Source organism: Isoptericola sp. NPDC060257 (assembly GCF_042726645.1).
GTDB lineage: Bacteria > Actinomycetota > Actinomycetes > Actinomycetales > Cellulomonadaceae > Isoptericola > Isoptericola nanjingensis.
In genome coordinates this window covers 1-3,290 of record NZ_JBHXAW010000378.1, presented here as the reverse complement: position 1 = coordinate 3,290, position 3,290 = coordinate 1, and the positions used below count along the sequence as shown (strand labels likewise).

Below are 3,290 nucleotides of genomic sequence, written 5' to 3'. Positions count from 1 at the left end.
CTCTCGGGCGGGCTCCCGCCCCCGCCGGAGGTCGACCCGACCGCCGACCCGGTGGCCGACCTCGTCGTGCGCCTCGCCCACGGCGTGCGGCTGCTCGCCGCCGCCCTCGGCTCGGGCACGGGCCTGGGGCAGGCGCGCGACGCGCTGCTCGACGTCGCGCGCGACGTCGACCCGCGCACCGTGGGCGAGGGGCACTGGCAGGTGCAGTCGCTGGTGCTGCTGCTGCGCTCGCCCGTCGTCGACCTGCTGGAGGCGGCGGGTCTGCCGCCCGAGGAGGCGCGGGACGCCCTCCCGGAGATGTGACGCCCGGGGAGGACGGACCGTGCCGAGGTAGTACCGAACCCGCCGAGGCAGTACCTCTCAGCGGCGCTCGACGGCGTCCGTGTCGTCGGCGAGGAGCTGGTGAGCGAGCTGTTCCACGAGCTCGTCGACCTCGGGCTCGTCGCCGCCGGGCCACTCGGCGACGTACCGCCGCAGCCGCTGCCGCTCCGCCTCGCGGATCGACTCGGCCACGACGTCGCCGTCGGGGGTGGCGAGGACCGCGTCGCCGTCGACCTCGACGAGGCCGCGCGCCTCCAGCGCCTCCGCGACCCGCCGCACCGTCTCGGGCGAGACCTCCGTGCGCTCGGCCATGAGCTGCACGGAGCGCTTCCGCTTGAGGGAGACGCGCGTGACCATCCACGCCTCCTCGGCGGTGAGGTCGTCGTCGCGCGAGATCGTCTCGTACACCTTGAGCGGGTCGAGCTTGCCCACCCGGCGCCACAGGATGAGCCGCAGCTCGTCGAGCGACGTGCGGGCGGACCCCAGCCCGAACGACTCACCGGCGGCCTGCCCCGCGCTGCCGGGCCCGTCACCGCGGGTGGCGCTGCGCAGCTCGACCTCGGGCAGCAGCCACGTGAGGACGAAGGCGAGCGCCGCCACCGGTACGGCCCAGAGGAAGACGACGTGCAGCGCGCCCGCGTAGGCGTCGACGAACCAGCTCTGCACCTCGGGCGGGCACTGCGCGAGCGTCTGCGACGAGGCGGACAGGGCGGCCGGTGAGCAGGGGCCCTGGGCGGTCGCCGGGACGGCGGTGGTGAGCTCGGTGCCGAGCCGGTTCGCGAAGACGGTGCCGAACACCGCGACGCCCACGGACGACCCGATGGTCCGGAAGTAGGTGGCGCCCGACGTGGCGGTGCCGAGGTCCTTGTAGTCGACGGCGTTCTGCACCGCGATCACCAGGACCTGCGTGACCATGCCCAGCCCGGCGCCGAGCACGAACATGCTCAAGCCGGCCTGGAGCGTGCTCGTGTCCGGGCCCATGAGCGAGAGCAGGTAGAGGCCGACGGAGGTGATCGCGGTCCCGAGGATCGGGTAGATCTTGTACCGCCCGGTGCGGGAGATGAGCTGCCCGGACCCGATGGACGTGAGCAGCATGCCGAGCATCATCGGCGTCATCTCGAGGCCGGACTCCGTGGGTGTGGAGCCCTTGACGGTCTGCAGGTACAGCGGCAGATAGGTGATCGCGCCGAACATCGCGAACCCGACGACGAATCCGACGACCGCGGCCACGGTGAACACCCTGCTGCGGAACAGGTGCAGCGGCAGCACCGGCTCGGGGGCTCGCCGCTCGACGACGACGAACGCGACGATCCCGAGCACGGCGGCCGCGATCATCGCCCACACGGCGACGGAGTCCCACGCCCAGGTGCTGCCGCCCAGGCTCGTGACCAGCACGATCGCCGTCGAGACCGTGGCGAGCAGGATGATGCCGGCGTAGTCGACCTTGGGCTTGCGGCCGGCCTCGATGTGAGGGAGCACGGAGGCGACCACGAGCAGCGCGACCACGCCGATGGGGATGTTGATGTAGAAGACCCAGCGCCAGTCGAGGTTGTCCACGAAGAAGCCGCCGAGCAGCGGGCCGGCGACCGACGAGACGCCGAAGACGGCGCCGAAGAAGCCCTGGTACCTGCCGCGCTCGCGCGGCGGGACGACGTCGCCGATGATCGCCTGCGACAGCACCATGAGCCCGCCGCCGCCCACGCCCTGGACGGCACGCCACGCGATGAGCTGGCCCATCGTCTGGGACGTGCCCGACAGGATCGACCCGACGAGGAAGATGAGGATGCAGGCGATGAACAGCGCCTTGCGCCCGTAGAGGTCGCCGAGCTTGCCCCACAGCACCGTGGTGGCCGTGCTCGCGAGCATGTAGGCCGTCACGACCCAGGACAGGTGCTCCGCGCCGCCCAGGTCGGACACGATGGTGGGCAGCGCGGTGGCGACGATCGTCTGGTCGAGCGCGGCGAGCAGCATCGCGAGCATGAGCCCGCCGAAGATGGCCAGCACCCTGCGCTGCGGCAGGGCCTCCGGCTCGGCGGGTGGTGCGCTCGGTGCTGTGGCCATCGCGTGCCCTTCCTGTCGGGCGGACGACGGCGTCCGCACGGTGAGCAGGTCCCCGCTTGGCAGGCTCGCACGGTCTTCGTCGGAGGGCACGGCGAACTACCCCGACGGATCGCGTGCTCCCTCGGCAGCCCGGGTGCTCCCTCGGCAGGAGGTGGGGCTCGTGCAGCACCTGTTGTCGTCGAGTAGTTGATGAGATACAGTACTTGGTGTGATGCAGCGAGCTGAACCTTCGACGGCGGACGACGCGTTCTCCGCCGACCTGCTGCGTGGTCACACCGACACGATCGTGCTCGCGACGCTCCGTCGCGGTGACCGCTACGGCTTCGAGATCTACAAGACGATCCGCGATGCCACGGGCGGTGCGCACGAGATCAAGGAGGCCACGCTCTACGCGACGTACCGCCGTCTCACCAAGGACGGCCTGGTCGAGGCCTACTGGGGCGACGAGTCCCAGGGCGGGCGCCGCAAGTACTACCGGATCACGGACGCCGGGCGGGCCGTGTTCCGGAGCAACGTCGCCGCGTGGGTCGCCACCCGCGACGTCATCGACTCCCTCCTCAGCACCGGTACCAGCACGGGCACCAGCACAGACAAGGACACCTCCCGATGACCACCGTCCACCGCCTCCTCGACGACGCGTTCGCGGGCGTCGAGCCGTCCCCCGAGGTCCAGGACCTCAAGGAGGAGATCCGGGCGAACCTCGAGGCCCGGGCCGCCGAGCTGCAGGCCGGCGGCGCGTCGCCCGACCACGCCGCCCGGCGCGCGTTCGACGAGCTCGGCGACGTCCGCGCGCTCGTCGCCGACGCGCAGGCGGACGTGGCCGCCGAGACCGGCGGCGCCCCTCGCACCCCGATGCAGGAGGCCTTCGCGGCCGCCCAGCAGCACCGCGTCCGGCCCCGGCCGCGCTT

The 3,290-nt window shown here is 72.2% G+C and carries 3 protein-coding genes and 1 pseudogene; 3 read left to right on the top strand and 1 reads right to left on the bottom strand.

Features of this window, described 5'->3' with window-relative positions; translation table 11 throughout:
• A pseudogene (locus tag ACFWEK_RS20240) lies at positions 1-303 on the top strand (hypothetical protein); the annotation flags it as partial.
• Between the two features lie 57 nt (positions 304-360).
• On the opposite strand, the gene ACFWEK_RS20235 reads toward ACFWEK_RS20240, so the two are convergent.
• Positions 361-2,382, bottom strand: a complete 2,022-nt coding sequence (locus ACFWEK_RS20235) for a DHA2 family efflux MFS transporter permease subunit (protein WP_430546122.1) — start codon at positions 2,380-2,382, stop codon at positions 361-363.
• A 211-nt stretch (positions 2,383-2,593) separates the two neighbouring features.
• Between ACFWEK_RS20235 and ACFWEK_RS20230 the strand changes: the two genes are divergently transcribed.
• Together ACFWEK_RS20230 and ACFWEK_RS20225 are read left to right on the top strand one after the other, a co-directional pair.
• The gene (locus ACFWEK_RS20230; protein ID WP_429766826.1) at positions 2,594-2,992 is read left to right on the top strand and encodes a PadR family transcriptional regulator; all 399 of its coding nucleotides are present in this window, start codon (positions 2,594-2,596) and stop codon (positions 2,990-2,992) included.
• The coding region (locus ACFWEK_RS20225) for a permease prefix domain 1-containing protein (protein WP_430555202.1) at positions 2,989-3,290 on the top strand (302 nt) is incomplete at its 3' end. The genes ACFWEK_RS20230 and ACFWEK_RS20225, both read left to right, overlap by 4 nt.

Excerpts from the sequence above, each read along its gene's own strand:
- ACFWEK_RS20235 (WP_430546122.1), bottom strand. The coding sequence starts at position 2,382 with ATGGCCACAGCACCGAGCGCACCACCCGCCGAGCCGGAGGCCCTGCCG.
- ACFWEK_RS20230 (WP_429766826.1), top strand. The coding sequence starts at position 2,594 with ATGCAGCGAGCTGAACCTTCGACGGCGGACGACGCGTTCTCCGCCGAC.